Genomic DNA, 20535 nt, shown 5'->3' on the forward strand with positions numbered 1-20535 from the left:
AACTCACCGCAGACGGTGAACGAGGGCGATGATGGTACAGCAGTAACGGCAGTTCCCGCAAGCGGCTACCACTTCGTGAAGTGGAGCGACAACAATCCGAGCGCGACGCGCACGGACATGAACGTGACGGCGAACCTCGCCGTAACGGCCGAGTTCGAGCAGGATGCAGTGATTCTGCCGCCGGTTGTCGTGCCGCCTGTCGGTACTGACTTGGGCAAAATCGTAAACAGCGAGCGCAACGGTCAAACGGTTCAAACCGTAGTTATCGACCGGGCGGCACTGGCGTCGAAACTAACCGCGGCGGGCATCGGAGCGACGATTACCCTGTCGCTCGACGATAGCAAATCCGATGTAGTGATCGGGGAACTCAGCGGCGATATGTTTAAAATCATGGAGCAGATGCAGGCGAAGCTGCAGATCCGAACCTCGATCGGTTCCTTCACGCTGCCGGCGAAGCAGCTGAATCTCGCTGCTCTCTCCGCATCGCTCGGCGGATCCTCGGACCTGAATGGCCTCAAGGTGCGGATCGAGATTTCCGTCCCGACGGCTACTGTCAAGAAAGCGGTTGGAGATGCTGCGGCTCGCTTCGGGCTCTTGGAAATCGCGCCGCCGGTTGAGTTTTCCATTACGGCGTCTTATGGAGATAAAACCGTGGAAGTGTCGAGGTTCAACGCGTACGTGCAGCGGACGATCGCACTGCCGGAGGGCACCGATCCCGGCAAGATCTCGACCGCGATCGTCGTTGACCCGAACGGCACGGTCCGCCAAGTGCCTACCAAGATCGTTAAGGATGTCGGCAAGAGCTATGCCTTGATCAGCAGTTTAACCAACAGTACGTATGCGGTCGTCGGACATCCGGTATCGTTCGCGGACGTTGCCGGTCATTGGGCCAGCGCGGCGATTAAAGACTTAGGGGCGCGAATGGTGCTCGAAGGCACGGCGGACGGGCAGTTCAGCCCGAGTCGCGAGATCACCAGAGCCGAATTCGCCGCGATTATCGTACGGGGACTTGGGCTCAAGTCGGAAGGCGGCAGCGCCACGTTCTCCGACGTGGGAGCAGACAAGTGGTACGCCTCATCGGTGCAGGCCGCCGTCGGCTATGGGCTCATCAGCGGGATGCCGGACGGGTCGTTCCATCCGAGCGACCGCATTACGCGCGAGCAGGCGATGGTTATTCTCGGAAAGGCGATCGCGTTGACGGGACTTCCCGTGGATCCGACAAGCTCGACCGACGATGAAGTGTTGAACGCGTTCGGCGACGCCGACGAGGCATCGGACTGGGCGAAAAGCGGCATTGCTGCGAGCATCCGCTCGGGGTTGGTGACCGGCCGAGGGGCGATGGAACTCGCGCCGAAGGCGAATTTGACTAGAGCCGAGGTCGCGCAGCTTATCGAGAGGCTGCTTCAGCAATCGGGCTTGATCTAACGCAATCCTAAGAAAAAGGTCGTCCTCGACAACGCTTCGGCGCCGGGGGCGACCTTTTCTATACCACCCCAGGTCGTCAAACCGCAAGCGATTAGTCGCCGCAGGGGTAGTCAATACTTGAAGGTAAAGGTAAGCTGGAGAAAAACGCGTCTTCACCGATCGGAGGAACCCGCATGTTCAGCCGACTGGCGAATATTCCTTGGCGCTCGATCCGGGTCAAGCTGGTGCTTGGCCTTTTGGCCGTTACGCTGCCGCTGATCGCGCTGCTGATCTACAATAATCAATACAGCGTGGGCGTCGTTCACAACCAGGTGGCGATGTCGAACGAGAATCTGATCCGCATCTATATGAAGCAGATCGACGGACAGCTGACCGAGGCGGAGCGGCACATGGTCGCCCTGCAGACGACGGACCCGAACGTGCAGGCGATGGGGGAGTCCGCGTCGGAGGATGCCTATATGCTGGCGAAGAGCGCCGTTTCGCGCAAGCTGTCTTCCGATCTGACCGTCTACCCGTATATCGACGGCTTCTTCGTCTACTCGGCGGCCCGGCGGGATATCGTGGAGGCGTTCCGGGGCTCGTTCACCTACGCGGAGCTCGTCGCCATGCGCCAAGCCATGGAGCAAAAGGTGAATACGTTGATCGCACAACCGGAATATACGAACGCCGCATGGAAGACGGAGCGTATCGGAGAACCGTACCATCTCGTCCGCGTCTTCGGCGACGGCAATCTCTATATCGGCGCGTGGGTACGGGTAGCCTCGCTGGTAGAGCCGCTGCGAAGCACGCGAGCGGGCGACGCGAGCGCCGTCCTCATGGTAAACGCGGCGGGCGAGCAGCTGTACAGCACGCAGCGGCTGGACGATGCGCAGCTCGACTTCTCGCGCGGATTCGGCGACGGGTATTATTTGTCGGGCCGCGGCCATTCGCATCTCATCGTGGGCGAATCGTCGGGCAAAGGGGACTTCGGCCTGGCCGCAGCGATCCCGGACCGCTCGATTCTGGAAAACCTGCCGTATCTCAAGCGGGCGACGGCGATCGTCGTTGCGCTCGCGGTGCTGATGTTGCCGCTCGGCTTCTGGTTCCTTCGCCAGCTGCTGCTGCTGCCGCTCCGCAAGATGGTCGCGGCCATGCGGCTGATCGGCCAGGGCAACTTCAGCATGCGCATGGAGGAGCGGCCGGCGCCGGACGAATTTCAGCTGGTCAATCAAACCTTTAACCTGATGATCTCCCAGATCGAGACGCTCAAGATCAACGTGTACGAGGAGCAGATCAGCAAGCAGCGCGCCGAGCTGAAGCAGCTGCAGTTGCAGATCAACCCGCACTTTTTCATGAACTCGCTGAACATTTTATACAACCTGGCGCAGGTGAAGCAGTATGGCCTCATCCAGGAAATGACGATGTCCCTGGTCCGGTACTTCCGTTATATGTTCCAGAGCGGCCGGTCGCTCGTGCTGCTGCAGGACGAGCTGGGCCATATCGGCAACTACTTGCGCATCCAGCGGATGCGCTTCGCCGGGCAGCTGGAATGCGCGATCCACGTGCCCGACTATCTCGGCGAGACGCGCATTCCCCCGCTTCTGCTGCAGACGATCGTGGAAAATACGATCAAGCACGCGGTCCGGGCGGACGGACGGACGACGCTGACGATCGAAGCCGCGTTGGACGATCTGGCCGAGCAGCCCATGGTGTGCCTGACCGTTCGGGACGACGGGCCGGGCTACTCGGAAGGGGCACTGGCGGACTTCCGGTCCGGCCGCGTGCCGACGGACGGCGAAGGCGATCATATCGGCCTGTGGAACGCCCGCGAGCGTCTTCGCCTCCAGTACGGAGATCAAGCTTGGATGGAATGCTACAACGACGACCCGCACGGCGCGGTGACGGAGATCGCGGTGCCGCTGAACGCGGACGGGAAGGGGAGGAAGGGCGATGCATACGCTCTTGATCGTAGATGACGAACCGCTCGCGGTAGAGGGCATTCGCTCGGGCGTGGATTGGGACGCGATCGGCATCGGCCGCGTGCTGACCGCGCATGGCGTGGAGCAGGCCAAGGCCGCGTTCGGCGAGGAAACGGTTGACGTCTTGCTGTGCGACATCGAGATGCCCCAAGGCTCGGGCCTGCAGCTGCTGGAATGGGTGCGGGCGCATTACCCGAGGACGCAGACGATTTTCCTCACCTGCCACGCCGACTTTCAATACGCCAAACAGGCGATTCAGCTGGGCAGCCTGGATTATCTGCTGAAGCCGATTCCGTACGCGGACCTGGAAGCTTCGGTGCGAAAAGCGCTGATCAAGTTGGACGAAGAGAGCGAGCTGAGCGAATTCAGCCAGTACGGCAAGTATTGGGTGCAGCATCAGCCGCTGCTCGTCGAGCGGTTCTGGCTGGACATCCTGAACCACGATATTCCGTCGCAGCCGGAGGCGGTCTCCAAAGCCGCCGAAGCGCGCAATATCCCGTATTCGGCCGAGCTGGTCTTCCTCCCGGTCCTGATCCGGATTCGGAGATGGTACAAGGCGTTCACGCTTCGGGACAAAAAGATCCTGTCCTACGCGCTGCGCAAGTCCGCCGAGGAGCTCGTGATGGAGCGGCACGAGAGCGGACTGCTGCTCTCGCCGACAGAGGAGACGATGCTGGCGGTCCTGGGCGGGGACGGCCGGGAAGCGGTCGATCCGCGGCGTCTCAAAGCATCCTGCGAAGCGTATATAGCGGCGTGTCCGCGGTATTTTTATTGCGACGTGGCTTGCTATATCGGCGAGCCCGCGCACGTTCACGAGATCGCGGAGGGCTACCGGCGGCTGCTCGAGCGAGACGCGAACAACGTATCGTACGACAGCCGCGTGTTCTTCCCAGGCGAGCAGCCGGCCGACGCGCGCGCGCATTCGCTGCCGGATATGGGCGTCTGGGCGGTTCTGCTGAAGGAAGGCGCGCGGGACAAGGTGCTGCAGGCCGCCGAAGCGTACATCGGCGAACGGCTGCGATCCGGCGGACTGACGCCTTCGCTGCTCGGCGCGTTCGTGCAGGATTTTCAACAGACCGTCCATTACGTCTTGCAGGTTAAAGGCATCCAGGCGCACCGGCTGCTCGGCGATCGCGATTCGTCCGAACTGTACGCCCGCGCGACCCGGTCGGCGCAAGACGCGCTGGCCTGGATCCGCCATGCGGTCGGCAAGGCGATGGACTACGCGGCGGCGCTCGAGCATTCGCCCAGCGTGGTGGAGCAGGCCAAAGCGTATATCCGCGAGCATCTGGACGCGGACATTTCCAGAGAGGACATCGCGGCGCACGTCTTCCTCAACCCCGACTATCTGACGCGCGTGTTCAAGCGGGATACGGGTCAGTCCATCTCGGACTACCTGCTGCAGCAGCGCCTAGACATCGCCGCACAGCTGCTCGAGAACACGGACATGCCGGTCAGCGCCGTCGCGAGCAAAATCGGCTACGCCAACTTCTCGCACTTTTCGCGCATGTTCAAGAAGTACATGAACGCGGGCCCGGCCGAATATCGCCAGCAGCGCGCAATAGGCCGGCAAGGCGAGGCACAAAGTCGGCAAAGTGACAGCCCGAGGTCGTGAGCGGAGCAGTACCCGAGACAGCGCTTGCTTACAATAAAGACAGTCACCATTCAAGCAAAGCGGGGGGAACGAACATGAGCAAAAAGAATACGGCCGCGGCTTCGCTACTGCTAGCGACGGCTGTAGCGCTGTCGGCTTGCGGCGGCAACAACGACGGCAACAACGCGGCACCGAGCGGCAGCTCGGCGGCAAGCGGCAATCCGGCTCCGTCCGGCAGCGGCTCGGCCGCGCCGAGCGGCAAGATGGAAGAGATCACCGTCACTTTTCCGATGATCAGCACCGTTATTCCGCAGATGCCTGCCATCGAAGCGGCGATCAACAAAATTTCGCAGGCCAAGATCAACACGACCGTCAAACTGAAGGCGATCAGCTCGGGCGAATGGGTGCAGCAGACGAATCTGATGTTCACCAGCAACGAGACGATGGACCTGATGTACGTGAGCGGCGGCCTATACAGCAGCATGGTCGCCAAAAACCAGCTGGTCGCGCTCGACGATCTGCTCGGCCAATACGGCGATGGCATCAAGTCGTCGGTCGGCGACGACTACATCAACGTCCCGAAGATCAAAGGAGCGGTCTACGCGGTGCCGTCCGTCCGCGACCTGGCGAGCAGCTACGGCGTCATCATGCGCAAGGACCTCGTGGAAAAATACAACATCGACGTGAACGCGATCAAAACGCTGGACGACTTCGGAGCCGCGCTGAAAGCGGTCAAGGCAGGCGAGCAGGGCTTCGCGCCGCTCGTGCCGCCGGGCGTCAACATGTCTTTCCTGGACGGCTTCATGACGTACGACAACCTGGGCGACTCGCTGGGCGTGCTGCCGAACTACGACAACGGCTTGAAGGTCGTGGATCTGTACGAGACGCCGGAATACAAGGAGCTCGTGACGAAGTTCCGCCAGTGGTACCAGGACGGCTATATCTTGAAGGATGCTTCGACCAACAAGACGTCGACGTTCGAGCTGCTTCGCTCCGGCAAGGGCTTCGCCTACTTCGCGGCGCTTAAGCCGGGCATGGCCGAGCAGGAAGGGAAGGCCGCCGGCACCGAAGTCGTCGCCAAGGAGCTGACGCCCGTCATCGCCAGGACCGGCACGGTCACCGGCGCGATGTGGGGCATCCCCGTCAATTCCAAGCATCGCGAATCGGCGATGAAGTTCCTGAACCTGATGTATTCGGACAAGGATATCGTCAACCTGCTCGACTGGGGCATCGAAGGCGAGCACTACGCCAAGGTCGACGGCAAGGACGGCGTCATCAAGTATCCGGACGGCGTCGACGCGGCCAGCACGACCTACAACATGCCGCTCGGCTGGATGTTCGGCAACCAGTTCCTTTCTTACACGATGGAAGGCGGCGATGCCGACATCTGGAACAAGATGGACGCGTTCAACAAAAGCGCGCAGCACTCTAAGGCAATGGGCTTCGCCTTCGACGCGACGCCGGTCAAGACGGAGTTCGCGGCGGTGTCCAACGTCGTCACCCAATACAAGCTGCCGCTCGAGACGGGCAGCGTCGATCCGGACAAGGTACTGCCCGAGTTTATCGCCAAGCTGAAGTCGGCGGGCATCGACAAGATCGTCGCCGAGAAGCAGAAGCAGCTGGACGAATGGGCGAAGGCCAATCCGGCTCCTTAATTCAACGCGCACGCGTGCATCTTTGCCCGGCCAATCCTGCATTGGCCGGGTTCTTTGCCGTTCGGCAAGCAGTGGCGGAAGACGGCCCGGCAGGTGGTCGGCAAAGCGCAAAGCGGAAGTCGCCGCAGCGGTAGTAGGGGCGTTCGCCGCTCCGATACAATCGATTCATAGCGCGGCGGCACGATACGCCGTCGACAAGAAAGGGGAGAATACGGTGGCCACGATCGCGCACCGCAAAAAACGCCGCAGCCTCCGCCGGTTCGTCCCGCTGTACCTCATGCTGGTGCCGGGACTCGCGTACCTGGTCCTCAACAATTATTTACCGCTGTTCGGGCTGTCCATCGCCTTCAAGAACATCGACTACAGCAAGGGCATCTGGGGCAGCGACTGGATCGGCTTCGACAACTTCGAGTATCTGTTCAAGACGAGCGACGCGCTCCTCATCACCCGTAACACGCTGCTGTACAACGCGGTTTTCATCGTGCTCGGGCTCGGCCTCGCCATCGCGGTCGCCATCCTGCTGAACGAGATCAAGAACCGGTTCGCCTCGCGTCTGTACCAGAGCGTGATCATCCTGCCGTTTCTCATCTCGATCATTCTCGTCAGCTACCTCGTGTACGCGATGCTGAGCACGGATACCGGCTTCTTCAACAAGACGCTGTTGCCCGCCCTCGGGATCGAGCCGATCGCCTGGTATACGGAGCCCAAGTACTGGCCGTACATTCTGACGTTCGTGCATCTATGGAAAGGCGTCGGCTACAACTGCATCGTCTTCCTCGCCGCAATCATCGGCATCGACGGCGAGTATTACGAAGCCGCGCGCCTCGACGGCGCGTCCAAGTGGCTGCAGATCCGCAAGATCACGATTCCGATGATCACGCCGGTCATCATCATGCTCATGCTGCTCGCCATCGGCCGGATCTTCTACGCGGACTTCGGGCTGTTCTACCAGGTGCCGTTAAACTCGGGCGCATTGTTCGAGACGACGAACGTCATCGACACCTACGTCTTCCGCGGCTTGATGCAGCTCGGCGACATCGGCATGTCCTCCGCGGCGGGCTTTTACCAGTCGGTCGTCGGCTTCGTGCTCGTGCTGATCTCTAATTCTATCGTTCGCAAAATCAACAAAGAAAACGCGTTGTTCTAAGGAGGGACCGACATGGACGTCGAAAACCGGAAGTGGCAATGGGCCGCGCATGCGGTCCTGATCCTGCTGTCGCTCGCCTGCGTGCTGCCGTTTATCCTGCTGTTTATGGCTTCGATTACCGACGAGAAAACGATCGTATCGAACGGATACTCGTTTTTCCCGTCCCGCATCAGCTTCAGCGCCTACGAATACTTGTGGAACCAGTCGAACCAGATTTTCCACGCGTACGGGATCACCGTGCTCGTGACCGTGATCGGCACGTTCGCGAGCCTCGTGATTACGTCGCTGCTCGCCTACCCGCTATCGCGCAGGGATCTGCCCGGCGGCCAGTTTATCGCCTTCGTCGTCTTCTTCACGCTGCTGTTCAACGGCGGCCTCGTGCCGACCTACATGGTGTACACCCAGGTGCTGGACGTGAAAAACACGCTGCTGGCGCTGCTGCTCCCCTGGCTGCTCTTGAACGGCTTCAACGTGCTGCTCATGCGTACCTTTTTCCAGACGACCGTGCCGCTTGCCGTGCTCGAATCCGCGAGCATCGACGGCGCCGGAGAGTTTAAGACCTACTACCGGATCGTCCTGCCGCTCTCGCTACCGATTCTGGCGACGGTCGGCATGTTCCAGGGTCTCGCCTATTGGAACGACTGGAACAACGGGCTCGTGTTCGTGACCGAGCCTGACCTGTTCAGCTTGCAGAACGTGCTTAATCGCATCATGAACGACATCCAGTTCCTGACGACGAGCGGCGGCGCGGGCAGCAGCCAGGCGCTGGCGGCCTTGCCGAGCGAGACGTTCCGCATGGCGATCGCCGTCATCGGCGTCGTGCCGATTTTGATCGCCTATCCGTTTTTCCAGAAGTACTTCGTCAGAGGCATGACGATCGGCGCGGTTAAGGGCTGAGGCCGCTGACGCGCGATCGACGCGATTGGCGAGATGAAAAATAGGCGCGCGGATTCGCATTCGACGAGGAGGCAAGATTCAATGCTCGGATTATGGCATGCATTTATCGAGACGCCCCGGCTGAAGCTCAAGCTCCAGTTCAAGGTGGCGAAAAAGGCCGTATACGCGCTCGACATGGCGATGGAGCCGTTCCCGCTGCCGGTGCGGTTCGATCGCGTAGAGGCCGAAGGCGGCACGCTGCGCGCGACCGGCAGCGCATATTGGAAGCCGGACGAGGAAGCGAGCGTAGAGCTGCGATTCGCGGAGGACGCGTTCGAGGGCAGCCTGCGGCTGCCGTCCTTCGGCGCGTTCGCGCTGGCGGGCATCCGAGGGCGCGGTCCCTCGCTGTATGCATCGCTGGCGGACGAGATCGCGGCCTGCCGCAAGGCGGACGTTCCGGCGCGCGGCGACGCGGAGATCCGCGAAGCGGTCGAGACGCTGCTCGGCAAGTTGTCGCTTGCGGACAAGGTCAGCCAGATGTGCCAGTGCATGGCTTCGAACTTCTCCTTCGGCGGCGCGGTCGCGTCCGACCCGCCGGAGAAGCTCGTGGCCGAAGGCCGCGCCGGCTCCGTGCTCGGCGCCTTTGACTTGGGGCGCGTGTTCGAGCTTCAGCGGATTGCGGTCGAGCGGTCGCCGCACGGCATCCCGCTTCTTTTCAACAACGACATCATCCACGGTGCGCAGACGATCTTTCCGGTGCCGCTCGCCTGGGCATGCAGCTGGGACATGGACGCGATCCGCGAAGCGTGCGCCGTCGCGGGGCGCGAGGCCGCGGCCTCGGGCATCGTTTACAACCACGGTCCGATGGTCGATATCTCGCGCGATCCGCGCTGGGGCCGCGTCGTCGAAGGCGCCGGCGAGGATCCGTATCTCGGCGCGCTCATCGCGAAGGCGCAGGTCGAGGGTTTCCAGGGCGGCACGGGCGGGCAGGGTTCGCTGCGCGATCCGGATACGATCGTCGCCTGCCTGAAGCACTTCGTCGGCTACGGCGCGGCCGAAGGCGGACGCGACTACAACACCGTGGACATGTCCGAGGCGACGCTGCGCAACGTTTATTTGCCGCCTTTTCAGGCGGGAATCGAGTCGGGTGCGGGGTCGGTCATGAACGCCTTCAATATCTACCAGGGCGTGCCGGTCGCGGCGAGCGTTCCGCTGCTGAAGGAGCTGCTGCGCGACGAGCTCGGCTTCGAGGGCGTCCTCATCTCCGACTACGGCGCGGTGGACGAGATCGTACAGCACGGCCATGCGCGGAATGCCAAGGAAGCTGCGAAAAAGGCGGTCGACGCGACGATGGACATCGAGATGGTGACGCGGGCCTACGACCACCTCCCGCAGCTGATCGCGGAGGGCAAGCTGTCCGAGGCCCAGCTCGACGACGCGGTGCGCCGCATCCTGACGCTCAAGTACAGGCTCGGCCTCATGGACGATCCTTACCGGTACATTCGGCCAGAGCGGGAGGCGGAGCTGCACTTCAGCGAGCCGCATCTCGCGGCGAGCCGGGCGCTGGCGGCGAAGTCGATCGTGCTGCTGAAGAACGACGGCGCGCTGCCGCTCGGCGGCGCATCCGGCGCGAGCGGTCGGCTCGAGGGGGCTGGCGATGCGGCCTCCCTTCCTTCGGCCGCATCGCGGGATTGCGGCCCCGGCGGCCGCGGGAAGCTCGCGCTGATCGGACCGTTCGCCGACAGCAAGGACCTGCTCGGTCCATGGCAGTTCTCGCGTTACGTGCACGAGACGGTCACGCTGTACGAGGGGCTCGTCGCCGCGGGCTATAGCGAGGACCGGCTGCTGTACGCGCAAGGCAGCGGCGTCGGCGCGCCGATCGACGGCGGCATTGAAGCCGCCGTCGATCGGGCTGTGCAGGCCGACATCGTCCTGCTCGCGCTGGGCGAAGACAGCGGCATGTCGGGCGAGGCCGCCTCGCGCATGCGCATCGCGCTGCCCGACGCGCAGCTGCGGCTGGCCGAGGCCGTCGCGGCGACGGGCAAGCCCGTCGTCCTCGTTCTGACGAACGGACGGCCGCTGGATCTGACCTGGTTCGACGCGCATATGAACGCCATCGTCGAGACCTGGTTCCTCGGTTCGCAGGCGGGCCGTGCGATCGCGGACGTGCTGACGGGCGCCTGCAATCCATCGGGCCGGCTGACGATGAGCTTCCCGCTGCACGAAGGCCAGGTGCCGGTGTACTACAACCATTTTCGCACGGGCCGGCCGTTAACGGAGGCCAACGCAGGCGAGAAGTTCATCTCCAAGTACCTCGACGGACCGAACGAACCGCTGTATCCGTTCGGCTACGGTTTGAGCTATGCCCGGTTCGAATACGGCGAGCTGTGCCTCGGCGCAGACACGTTGAAGCCGGGCGGCAAGCTCGAAGCGCGCGTGACGGTGACGAACGCATTGGGTCCCGCTGGCGTCGAGACCGTGCAGCTTTACATCCAGGACGTGTGCGGCAGCATCGTGCGCCCTGTTAAGGAGCTGAAAGGCTTCGCGCAGGTCGCGCTTGCGCCTGGCGAGAGCCGAGAGATCGTCTTTGCGATCGGCGAGTCCGACCTCGTCTTCTGGTCGCCGGCAGCCGGCTACGCGGCCGAACCGGGCGAATTCCGCGTCATGGTCGGCCCGAACAGCCGCGACGTCCGGACGGCCTCGTTCGAATTGGAGGAGCCGTGATGGCAGAGATAGCCCTCCCTCTCGAACGATTAACGGAACTGCTTTCCGCTATCGCCCGTAGAAGCGCGCCCTATCGAACGATTAACGGAACCTTTTTCCGCTATCGCCTGCAGAAGCGCTCCCTCTCGTAGGATTAACGGAACTTTCTTCCGCTATCGCCTGCAGAAGCGCCCCCTATCGTAGGATTAACGGAGCTACTTCCCGCTATCGCTCGCAGAAGCGCGCCCTATCGAACGATTAACGGAACCATCTCCCGCTATCGCCCAACGCCTGACTAAATTAATTACTTAAGGAGGTATTCGGACATGGTAGAGACACGCGACATCGAAACACTGATCGCGCAGATGACGCTGGAGGAAAAAGCGAGCCTCTGCTCCGGCGCGGATACGTGGCACACGCGAGGCATCGAGCGGCTCGGCATTCCGTCCGTGATGCTGACGGACGGCCCGCACGGACTGCGCAAGCAGCAAGCGTCGGCGGATATTCTAGGCATGTTCAACAGCGTGCCCGCAACGTGCTTCCCCTCGGCCGCGGGCGTCGCCAGCTCATGGAATCGCGGGCTGATCCGGCGCATGGGCGAGGCGCTCGGGCGGGAGTGCCAGGCGGCAGAGGTGGCGGTCCTGCTCGGGCCGGGCGCCAACATCAAGCGTTCCCCGCTGTGCGGACGCAACTTCGAGTACTTTTCCGAGGATCCGTACCTGTCCTCCGAGATGGCGGCGCACCATATCATGGGCGTGCAGAGCCAGGGCGTAGGGACCTCGCTCAAGCACTTCGCGGCCAACAACCAGGAGCACCGCCGGATGACGAGCGACTCGGTCGTCGACGAGCGCACGCTGCGCGAGATCTATCTGGCGAGCTTCGAAGGCGCGGTCAAGCAGGCGCAGCCGTGGACGGTGATGTGCGCGTACAACAAGGTCAACGGCGAGTATGCGTCGGAAAACGAACGGCTGCTGACCGGCATTTTGAAAGAGGAGTGGGGCCACGAGGGATTCGTCGTCTCGGATTGGGGCGCGGTCGACGAGCGGGCCCGGGGACTGGCCGCCGGACTCGAGCTGGAGATGCCGGGGAGCAACGGCGAGGGCGAACGGAAGATCGTGAACGCCGTAATGGACGGCACGCTGCCCGAGACGAAGCTCGACGCGGCCGTAGCGCGTCTGCTGCGGATCGTGTTCAAGGCGGTGGATGCACGCAAACCGGACGCGTCCTTCGATGTCGAAGCGCATCACCGTCTGGCGCGCGAGGTCGCCCGCGAGAGCATGGTGCTGCTGAAGAACGAAGGCGATCTGTTGCCTCTTCGCAAAGGGGGCCGCATCGCGGTCATCGGCGCGATGGCCCGCGAGCCCCGCTACCAAGGGGCGGGCAGCTCGCAGATTAACCCGACGCGGCTCGACGACATTTACGAGGAGCTGAAAAAGTCGGCGGGCGAAGGCGCGGCGCTCGTCTACGCGCAAGGCTACGCGCTGGACGCGGAGACGCCCGACGAGGCGCTGGCGGCGGAGGCCGCGCGCGCAGCCGCGGAAGCCGAAGTCGCGGTGCTGTTCGCCGGGCTGCCGAAGCGCTACGAGTCGGAGGGTTTCGACCGCGCGCATCTGCGGATGCCCGACAATCAGGTCGCGCTCATCGAGGCGGTCGCCGCGGCGCAGCCGAATCTGGTCGTCGTGCTCAGCAACGGCGCGCCGATTGAGATGCCCTGGCTCGGTTCGGCCCGTGGCGTGCTGGAGGCCTATCTGGGCGGCCAAGCGCTTGGCGGCGCGATCGCGGATCTGCTGTTCGGCGACGTCAATCCGTCGGGCCGCCTCGCGGAGACCTTCCCGGCAAGGCTGGAGGACAATCCGTCTTATTTGTTTTTCCCGGGCGAAGGCGACCGCGTCGAATACCGCGAAGGCATCTTCGTCGGCTACCGCTACTACGACAAGAAGCGGATCGAGCCGCTATTCCCGTTCGGTCACGGCTTAAGCTATACGACCTTCTCTTATGCCAACCTGGCGTTCGATCGCCAGGAAATGCTTGATTCAGACACGCTCGCGGTGTCGGTCGAGGTGACGAATGACGGCGCGCGCACCGGCCAGGAGGTCGTCCAGCTGTACGTGCGCGACGCTCATAGCGCAGTCATCCGGCCCGACAAGGAGTTGAAGGGCTTTGAATTGATCGCACTGGCGCCGGGAGAATCGAAGACTGTCGCCTTCAAGCTGGACAAACGCAGCTTCGCCTACTACGACGCGGAAGCGGAGGACTGGACGGTCGATTCCGGGAGATTCGAGATTTTGATCGGCCGCTCGTCGCGCGATATCGCGCTGTCCGGCGCCGTCGAGGTGCGGTCGACGGCGAAGCGTCCTGCGGTCTATCACCGGAATTCGACCCTGTCCGAGCTGGAACGGACGGAGGCCGGCGCGGCTTTCGTCAAGCAGTTGACCGCGGCGCTGCCTTTCGCTTCGGCGCTCGAATCCGAGCATGCGGCCATGCTGAAGGCTTTCATGGCGCATATGCCGCTGCGCGGCTTGCTCTCGTTCAGCGGAGGCAGGTTCACCGAGGAAGCGCTCGAGGCGACGCTGCGCAAGCTAAACGAGATAGAGGAGGCGGCACGATGACGGCACCTGTGTATTTATTTCCGCAGCCACGACAGTATGTAGCAAGCGGCGGCGCCTCGCCGGCCGCGAAGCGCATCGAAGCAATGGCGGCAGACGATGCCGCTGCCCGCATGGCGGAGGCGGCGGGCGCCGCCGAGCGCCTGAGCGCGGCAGTCGCTCCCGCGTCACGAGACGATGGCCAGGCCGACGGCCTGACAGACCCTGCAGACAGCCCGGCAGCTACGGCGCGGATCGTATTCGACCCGCAGCTGCATCCGCAAGGCTACGAGCTAAGCTGGGATGCGGCCGGCCTACGGCTCGCCGCCGCGACGGCGCAGGGGCTGCACTACGCGCTGCTGACCGCGGCCCAGATGATCGAGGGCCAGCGCGAGGCGGGGCAGTGGGCGCACTGCATCGTTCGGGACGAGCCCGACTTCCCCGTGCGCGGCGTCATGCTGGATATCGGACGGGGCAAGATTCCGAAGATGGACACGCTGTACGGTCTGGTCGACCTGCTGTCCGCACTCAAGTTCAACCATCTGCAGCTTTATATGGAAGGATTCGCCTTCGACTACCGCAAGTATGCGGATCAATTCCCGGACACTACGCCGGTTACCGCCGCGGAATTCCAGGCGCTCGATGCTTACGCAGCAGCCCGGTTCATCGACCTCGTGCCGAACCAGAACTGTCTCGGTCATATGGGGCCCTGGCTCGCGAAGCCGGCATTCCGCGAGCTGGCCGAGCATCCGGACGGGATGCCGGCGCCGCCGCCGATCCCGTTCAAGATCCCGCCGCTCACCCTGAACCCGGTAGACCCGGGATCCGTCGCGCTGGCGAAGGATCTGTTCGACGAGCTGCTGCCGAACTTCTGGTCCGAATACGCCAATATCAATCTGGACGAGCCGTTCGGACTCGGCACCGGCGCGAGCAAGGCGAATGCCGACAAGATCGGCGTCGGACGGCTCTATCTCGACTATGCCTTGCGCATGATCGAGATCGTGCGGAGCCACGGCAAAAAAACGCTCATGTGGGGCGACGTGCTCGCGCATCATCCGGAAATTGCCGCGGAATTGCCGGGCGACGTAACCGTCCTGCACTGGAACTACGATGCGCCGGTGCCTTACGAGCCGCACTGCCGCAGGCTGCAGGAGAGCGGCGTGCCGTATTACGTCTGCCCGGGCACGAGCACTTGGTCGGCAATCACGGGACGCACGGACAATATGCTCGCGAATATCGCCGATGCTGCCAGCAACGGCAAAGCTTACGGCGCCGGGGGGCTTATCGTGTGCGATTGGGGCGACGGCGGACACTGGCAGTCGCTCGTGGCGAGCTATCCCGCCTATGCTTATGCGGCCGGCGCGGCCTGGCAGGCGGACGCCAACCTCGAAGCGATAGCGCCGCTGGAGCGGCACGTCTCCCGCCGAATGCTGCGGGAGCGAAGCGGCGGCGGCGCGCGCCTGTTGCTCGAGATGGGACGCTATTACCTGCTCGAACGGAGCTCGGCAGAAAATATGACGTACACCAGCTATTTGTTGGGACGCGGCTTGCTGACGCGGGTGGAGCTGGAAGGGCAGCTCGCCGTCAACGTCGAGATTCAGCGGCTGATGGGCGGCAGCGGCACGCCGTTCGAGCTCGACTACCGCTACCCGGAGGCGGAGGCTTGGCTGGCGGAGCGAGAGAAGGAGCTGGAAGCGCTGGCGCTTGAAGGAGCCGACGCGGACATCACGCGTGCCGAACTCGCCAACGCGCTGCGCCTGATCGGCCAGGGCGCGGGGCTGCACCGGTACGTTTTCGAGCAGCAGTTGCCCGATGTCGAATCGCGTCGCCACTGGCTGGTCCAGATGAAGAGCGAACTGGAGGAGACTATCCGCGAGTTCGAGCGGCTGTGGCGCGCGCGCAACCGCGAGAGCAGCCTCGCCGACAGCTGCGGCGCGCTGCGCAAGCTGCTCTCGCAATACGAAGACCGGCTGCGCGACGCCGGCGAATCGTCGCAATAAGCGTAGATGCCAAAAAGCCCGTCAGCGACGCATCGCTGACGGGTTTTTGCGCGATTCTCAGGCTCTCGCGCATCCGTTTATTTGAAGTAAGACGTCGTCAGCGGAATGAACACCGAGCCGCCGTCGGACGCTTCGGCCCGCACGTAGAGCGCGTCGGAGCCCCCGATGTCGACTTCCACGGTGACGAGTCCGTCGCTCATGGCGATCGGCGTCGTCTTCAGCTCGATATCGGTGTCGCTGTCCTGAACCGCGAACTCCTTGATGTCTTTGCCGATCGCGGCGATCTGAATGTACAGCTTCTGGTACTTCTTTTTCGGATAGAGCATGAACGATGCGCCGCGCGTGCCGCTGCTGTTGTTCAGGTACACTTCCTTGTAGTCCTTGCCGTCATAGACGGTCTTGGACGGGTCCTTCGTATGGAAGTCGCCGTTAAAGCCGGTCGCGATCGAGATGCCGTCGACCGTTTCGCCGAGTTGGATGAGGCCTTTGTTGTCCACGTGCACGGCGACGCCGAGCGCGTCGGAGACGGACCGGATCGGCAGGTAGGTCGTATTGTTGTAAGTGATCGGCGCCAGCGTGCCGCCGTTGCCGTCGCGCAGCTGGAACGGCTTGCCGTTCACCTTGAAGCTCAGTCCGGAATTGAGATAGGCCTTGATCGGCGTCAGGTTCGAAGCGGCGTAGGCGCCCGCTCCCATGCTGGCGACCATGGACAGCCCGATGACGGCTGCACTCAGCTTTTTCTTCAATCAGTTCACGCTCCCATGGCATTCATTTGCGAATACGCAATCTTAGTATAGAAATAATTGGAAAGGTCGCGCAAACCATTCCCGGATAATTGATGCCAAAGGCCTTGATCGCACTGCGATTCGCATATCCATCGTCCCGATTGGCATACTACTCGCGGCACGTATCCAATCGAAGGAGGGTTTTCCAAGTTGAATCTAGGTACCCATGAGGCGCTTGAGCTGAACGAACTGCTCATGAGCTGCACGAGCTCCATTCAATCGATGGCGCTGTTCCTGAACCAAGCCAAGGATCCCGAACTGAAGGAGATGATCGGGAAGCATTACCCGGTCCACGTTCAGGATTATAATATGAAGATCGAATTCGTGAAAAAAATGACCGGCTCCACGGACAAACTGAACGTTCCCGGCCTGTCGATGACGGCGCTCCTGCCCGTGCCTGCGCCGCCGTATCCGTCCATAGAGCCGCAGGTGAAGCTGGCCGAGCTGGACGACCGGGCGATCGCCACCTCGTACTTGCTGACCTTGAAGCGCGCGGGCCGCGAGTATGCGTGGGCCGCCTTCGAATGCGGGACGCCGCAGCTGCGCGCGTTTCTCGAAGACGCGTTCCGCATGTGCTCGCATCAGGCGCACGAAGTATGGTCGTATATGGGCCGCAAAAGCTGGTACCCGATCGTGCCCGCGACGGGCAACCTGATGGAGACGGTCGGGCAGATCTACCGGGAAGTGCCGCATCACCAGCCGATGACCGTGTATCAATAAACAAGGCTTCCGGTCTCAGGAGGCCGCTGTGCCGGGCGAACGACCGCGCCGTCCATGCGATAAGACAACGAAAACACCGAGCGGACTCCGTCGTTCGGTGTTTTTCTATGGCGATTTTTATCCTGCGGCAGCGGTGGAAGCGGAGGGGGAGGCGGTCTGGCGTCGCGAGGCGTCCAGGCGTCCCTTGTACAGCGATATCACCGTGCCGGTGATCGCGAGCGAGAGCGCGGAGACCAGCGCGCCGGCGAGGGAGATGGCCGACAGGCTCGTCAGAATCACGACCAGGTCGAACGCGAAGCCGGTTTTGCCGGGATCGCGCCCGTATTTAAGCTGCAGATAGCGCGCCAGCACCGTCGACCCGCCGAACGATGCGCCGTTTTTGAACAGGATGCAGATGCCGATGCCGACAAGCGCGCCGCCGGCGACGGCTTCGCCCATGACGGGCATGCCGTATTCGGGCAGCAGCCCTTCGAGGGCGGTCAAGCCGGACAGCAGGGCGATGGCTCCGATCGTTCGGACCGTGAACGAGCGGCCCATTTTGACCCAGGCAAACAGCAGGAAGGGCAGGTTGATCAGGATAAACAGGACCGGAAACTTCAGATGGAGCATGTAAGAGAGACTGAGCGCCAAACCGGCGCTGCCTCCGGTGACGATCCGGGCTTCCTTCAGCAGCGATACGCCTATGGCCGTGACGATGCAGCCCAGTACGATGAGCAGCCATTCCCTGCGTCGCTGTTGCATGATATGATTCATGACAAACGCCTCCGCTTCTGATTGCCTACCATGAAGTGATGTTATATTCCATGATACGCAGCGGAGAAGCGCCAAGAAATGCTGAAGTGAAGCTCTTTTGCGTTACTTAATCTCACATTGGAACCATAAGCGCCGGATGTCCTGCAATTTGAAGGTGAGGGTGAATCTACATGGATCGCATAGACATCAGCCTGCTCAAACTGCTGCAGGAGGACGGCCGAATGACGGTCAGCGAGCTGTCCAAGCGGCTGTCGCTTAGCCGCCCCAGCGTCTCGGAGCGTCTCGCGCGCCTGCAGGAGCGGGGCGTCATCACGGGCTTCTGCGCCGTCGTGTCGGCGCCGGCCGTCGGACGCGGCGTACAGGTGATCATTCAGGTCAGCGAGCTCAAGGTATCTCCGCTCGTGTTCGAGAGGCGGATCGCGGAAGACAGCGACATATTGGAGTGTTATCGCGTTACGGGCGCGGTCACGTTCATCCTCAAGGCGGCCGTGACGGATCTGAACGCGTTGAACCGTCTCGTCGAACGACTTCTGCCTTGCGGCATGCTGAATACGTCGGTGATTCTGTCTTCCCCCGTAGCGGGGCGGGCGGTGCTGCCCCAATCGGAGACGTCGGGCGCCTGAGCGCGGCCTGACCGGGTTCCGAAGCGCCAGCGCGTAACCAAAAGCCGCCGCCGCCGGCGCTCCGCCTCTTCGCACTGCCTTGCGCCGTCCTGCGGCAAGCGATCGTTTAAGATGATTAATCTATCACAGCGTACATCATCAATCGAGTAAAAATGAAGCGGCCTGCGTTAGGCTATCGCGCAAAAGTACGCGATTGAGAGCCGCACTCGTTCGTCGTATCGTCTATCGCGCAAAAGTGCAGGATTTTTCCCCAAACAAACGAGTTCTCGCTTAAATAGGCGAGCTAAAGTGCACTTTTGCGCGATAGATCGCAATAAACCACCATACTAGCCATGGATGATGCACTTTTGCAGGATAGCATTAGTTCCCCGCCGAGAACCCCATTCTGCGCCCGGCGCCCTCGCTCATCCACTCCCGGCTCCGTCCCTTGGACAGATCGGTTTTCATGCCCGCGATCAGCCGCTGCCAGTCCGTCGCACCGGTCTGATGCAGCTCCAGCGCAGCGGACACGTACAGCTCGGCCAACTGCGCGAAGGTAAACCCTTCCGTCAGACGAGCGATCTCGGCGATCCCCGCCTCATCGGTCAGCCGTCCCGTCCCCTTGTAAGTCAGATAGTCCAGCCGCAGCGGCTCGTTAGGCAGCTTGACCTCGTAGGCACGATCGAAGCGCCCGGCCCGGTTCATGAGCGCGGGGTCGATTTTCTCCGGATAGTTCGTCGTTCCGATGAGGAAAATGCCCTCCCGCGAGGTCGCTCCGTCGAGCGTGTTGAGAAAGTACGAGCGGCACGACTCGGGCATCGAATCGATGTCTTCGACGACGAGCACCATCGGCGCCAGCTTCACGGCTGCGTCGAACACTTGCTGGATCGACTCGCTGCCGGTGAACTCGGTGATCTGCCAGTAAGCGACCGGCGCGTTCACGGTGGCGGAGATCGATTTGACGAGCGTCGTCTTGCCGTTGCCCGGCTTGCCGTATAGCAGGATGCCTCGCTTGTAGGGGACGCCGTAGGTCTGATAGAAGCTGCGGTCGTCCGCGAAAAAGGTATCCACGGAGCGGAAGATTTGCTCCTTCAGGGACTCGTCCATGAACACGCCCTCCCGGTCGACCGGACGTTCCGCGGTCTCGCGGCTGCGCTCCAGTCCGTCGCGGGTATCCGTGAACACCAGCAGCTGCCGGTCCGCCAGCTGCCGCTCGCGCAGCTCCGCCAGGAAGCCGGCGAGCTGCGCATCGCTCTCCGCGAAGATCAAATCTTCGTAGCCCAGCCCGTACTGGGCGAGCCGGGGCACGCGGGCAAAAGCGACGCGATGGGCTGGATAGACGAATACGTTGTTGCGGACGGCCATGCGTATGTCGCGCGCGGGGCCCGCGGACTTACCGCCGGCGTCCGGCTTGCTGTCGCGACCTGCGTCGGGCGCCGGGTCCGACGCATACTTGAAGCTCCGCGTCTCGACAAGATCGAACAGGCTGATTGCGTGCTCCACGCCTGCATAGCCGCTACGGATGTCGTCCTCCAGTCCGTCCCAGGCGTCGTCGCTGTCTTCCTGATAATACAGGTGGAAGGCGCAGCCGTAGCGTTCGCAGAGCCAATCCGCGATGCGCCGCACGGCCATCGTGTAGTCGAAGTAAGCTTCCATGCCGGCAGGCTCGGCTTCATAGTCGTCCCGCCGGATGAGGAAGGGGCGCAGCGCTTTTTCATTTAACAGTGTCATT

The 20535-nt window shown here is 62.5% G+C and carries 14 protein-coding genes; 11 read left to right on the forward strand and 3 right to left on the reverse strand.

Annotated features, from left to right (window positions below; translation table 11 throughout):
• The 9 genes from BM235_RS28015 to BM235_RS28060 all read left to right on the forward strand — a co-directional run.
• Nucleotides 1-1425, forward strand: a 1425-nt coding sequence (locus BM235_RS28015; RefSeq protein WP_143106744.1) for an S-layer homology domain-containing protein, incomplete at its 5' end; no start/stop codon positions are given.
• A 173-nt stretch (nt 1426-1598) separates the two neighbouring features.
• Nucleotides 1599-3380: a sensor histidine kinase gene (locus tag BM235_RS31795; protein WP_110468965.1), complete on the forward strand. Its 1782-nt coding sequence runs from the start codon at nt 1599-1601 to the stop codon at nt 3378-3380.
• Complete coding sequence (locus BM235_RS28030) at nt 3355-4998, forward strand: response regulator (protein WP_090117573.1); 1644 nt, start codon at nt 3355-3357, stop codon at nt 4996-4998. The genes BM235_RS31795 and BM235_RS28030 overlap by 26 nt, the downstream gene beginning before the upstream one ends.
• A gap of 74 nt (nt 4999-5072) precedes the next feature.
• Nucleotides 5073-6632 (forward strand): ABC transporter substrate-binding protein, encoded by a 1560-nt coding sequence (locus BM235_RS28035; RefSeq protein WP_090117574.1) that lies wholly within the window; start codon nt 5073-5075, stop codon nt 6630-6632.
• A gap of 277 nt (nt 6633-6909) precedes the next feature.
• Nucleotides 6910-7779, forward strand: a complete 870-nt coding sequence (locus tag BM235_RS28040) for an ABC transporter permease (RefSeq protein ID WP_090117673.1) — start codon at nt 6910-6912, stop codon at nt 7777-7779.
• 12 nt (nt 7780-7791) lie between these two features.
• Entirely contained in the window at nt 7792-8676 is an 885-nt protein-coding gene (locus BM235_RS28045; RefSeq protein WP_090117575.1) for a carbohydrate ABC transporter permease, read from the forward strand.
• A gap of 81 nt (nt 8677-8757) precedes the next feature.
• Nucleotides 8758-11379: a glycoside hydrolase family 3 N-terminal domain-containing protein gene (locus tag BM235_RS28050; protein WP_090117576.1), complete on the forward strand. Its 2622-nt coding sequence runs from the start codon at nt 8758-8760 to the stop codon at nt 11377-11379.
• Nucleotides 11380-11684: 305 nt separating this feature from the next.
• On the forward strand, nt 11685-13967 hold the full coding sequence (locus tag BM235_RS28055) for a beta-glucosidase (RefSeq protein ID WP_090117577.1): 2283 nt from the start codon (nt 11685-11687) through the stop codon (nt 13965-13967).
• Nucleotides 13964-15943, forward strand: coding sequence for a beta-N-acetylhexosaminidase (locus BM235_RS28060; protein WP_090117578.1), 1980 nt, complete (start codon nt 13964-13966; stop codon nt 15941-15943). The genes BM235_RS28055 and BM235_RS28060 overlap by 4 nt, the downstream gene beginning before the upstream one ends.
• A gap of 77 nt (nt 15944-16020) precedes the next feature.
• Here the strand turns inward: BM235_RS28060 and BM235_RS28065 are convergent, their stop codons facing one another.
• The gene (locus BM235_RS28065) at nt 16021-16689 is read right to left on the reverse strand and encodes a hypothetical protein (RefSeq protein WP_090117579.1); all 669 of its coding nucleotides are present in this window, start codon (nt 16687-16689) and stop codon (nt 16021-16023) included.
• Between the two features lie 189 nt (nt 16690-16878).
• On the opposite strand from BM235_RS28065, the gene BM235_RS28070 reads away from it, so the two are divergent.
• Nucleotides 16879-17448 carry a spore coat protein gene (locus BM235_RS28070; RefSeq protein ID WP_090117580.1) on the forward strand — a complete coding sequence of 190 codons (570 nt, stop codon included), beginning with the start codon at nt 16879-16881 and terminating at the stop codon, nt 17446-17448.
• A gap of 117 nt (nt 17449-17565) precedes the next feature.
• On the opposite strand, the gene BM235_RS28075 is transcribed toward BM235_RS28070, so the two are convergent.
• Nucleotides 17566-18201 (reverse strand): YitT family protein, encoded by a 636-nt coding sequence (locus tag BM235_RS28075; RefSeq protein WP_090117581.1) that lies wholly within the window; start codon nt 18199-18201, stop codon nt 17566-17568.
• A gap of 170 nt (nt 18202-18371) precedes the next feature.
• On the opposite strand from BM235_RS28075, the gene BM235_RS28080 reads away from it, so the two are divergent.
• Entirely contained in the window at nt 18372-18824 is a 453-nt protein-coding gene (locus tag BM235_RS28080) for an Lrp/AsnC family transcriptional regulator (protein WP_090117582.1), read from the forward strand.
• Between the two features lie 360 nt (nt 18825-19184).
• Here the strand turns inward: BM235_RS28080 and BM235_RS28085 are convergent, their stop codons facing one another.
• A complete protein-coding gene (locus BM235_RS28085; RefSeq protein WP_090117583.1) occupies nt 19185-20534 on the reverse strand; it encodes an AAA family ATPase in 1350 nt (449 codons plus the stop codon).
• Nucleotide 20535 lies beyond the last annotated feature (1 nt).

Origin of the sequence: Cohnella sp. OV330 (assembly GCF_900112065.1) — a bacterium.
GTDB lineage: Bacteria > Bacillota > Bacilli > Paenibacillales > Paenibacillaceae > Cohnella.